This window comes from Mesorhizobium sp. M7A.F.Ca.CA.004.06.1.1, from assembly GCF_003999135.1.
Lineage (GTDB): Bacteria > Pseudomonadota > Alphaproteobacteria > Rhizobiales > Rhizobiaceae > Mesorhizobium.
Genome location: NZ_RZPQ01001038.1, coordinates 1 through 1,597, shown reverse-complemented (window position 1 = coordinate 1,597; position 1,597 = coordinate 1). Strand labels below are relative to the sequence as shown.

1 protein-coding gene is annotated in these 1,597 nt (G+C 65.0%); it reads left to right on the top strand.

The genetic code is table 11. The features are described from left to right. Positions 1–130 precede the first annotated feature (130 nt). A partial coding sequence (locus EN906_RS33535; protein ID WP_127375745.1) for an FAD-dependent oxidoreductase occupies positions 131–1,597 on the top strand: 1,467 nt, incomplete at its 3' end.

The window sequence follows — 1,597 nt, the reverse complement described above, 5'->3', positions numbered from 1 at the left end:
AACATGATGCTTGCGTGACAGCGCGCAGTGCATGCCGGCGGTCGACGAAAAACGATGCGCGCGCGGCACTGGACACTTATGTCCAGTGCATATATGATCCAGCCTTCGGACTAACCGTGGAGGGGAAGCCTTGAAGTCGCACTACCGCGCAGTCGTCATCGGGGGTGGCGTGGTCGGGGCCTCGGTGCTCTACCACCTGACGCGATTTGGCTGGAGCGATGTGGCGCTGATCGAGCGCGCCGAACTGACAGCCGGTTCGACCTGGCACGCGGCGGCAGGCTTCCATGCGCTCAACGCCGACCCCAACGTGGCGGCGCTGCAGGACTACACCATCAATCTCTACCGCGAGATCGCGGCCGAATCCGGCTGGGATATCGGCCTGCACATGACGGGCGGCGTCAACATCGCCAGCGATCCCGCGCGCTGGGAGTGGCTGAAATCGGCCTGGGCGGTGTTTCAGTCGGTCGGCATCGAGACCGCGCGCCTTGTCACGCCCGACGAGATCAAGGCGATCTGCCCGATCGTCGACGTCACCGGCGTGCTAGGCGGCCTGCATGATTCCAACGAGGGGCACCTCGACCCGTACGGCACGACGCACGCCTATGCCGGCGCTGCAAAAAAGCGCGGCGCCGACATCATCCTGCGCAACCGGGTGGTCGAGTTGAAGCCGCGCGCCGACGGTCGCTGGGATGTCGTCACGGAGCAGGGCACCATTATCGCCGAGCATGTCGTCAATGCCGGCGGGCTGTGGGCAAAGCAGCTCGGCCGCATGGCCGGCATCGACCTGCCGGTGACGCCGATGGAGCACCATTATTTCATCACTGAGGACATTCCCGAGATCGCGGCGCTGGACAGGGAAATCGGCATCGCCGTCGATCTCGACGGCTTTTCGTATCTCAGGCAGGAGCGCAAGGGCGTGCTGCTCGGCGTTTACGAGCAGAACCCGAAGCACTGGAACATGGATGGCGCGCCGTGGGACTACGGCATCGAGCTGATCCCGGAAGACATCGACCGCATCAGCCCCGAACTCGCCAAGGCGCATGAGCGCTTTCCTTGCCTGGCGACGGCCGGCATCCGCAAATGGGTCAACGGCGCCTTCACCTTCACGCCGGACGGCAATCCGATTGTCGGGCCGGTGCGCGGGCTGAGGAACTACTGGGTTGCCTGCGGCGTCATGGCCGGCTTCAGCCAGGGCGGCGGCGTCGGCAAGTCGCTGGCCGAGTGGATGATTTTCGGCGAACCGCAGGCCGACATCTTCGGCATGGACATCGCTCGCTACGGCGCCTTCGCCGCCAACCGGGAATATCTCAGGCAGACGACGCGCCAGTTCTATTCGCGCCGCTTCGTGATGACCTTTCCCAATGAACGACTGCCCGCCGGCCGGCCGCTGAAACGTCCGGGTGCCTATGACGGCATGAGCGCGGCGGGATGCGAATGGACGGCTTCCTGGGGACTGGAAATCCCGGCCTATTTCGCGCCGATGGAATTTGCCGAGAACACGACGCTGCGGCGCTCCAACGCCTTCGACATCGTCGGCGACGAGGCGCTGCAGGTGCGGCGCGCCGCCGGTCTCGTCGATATCTCGGCCTATTCGCGC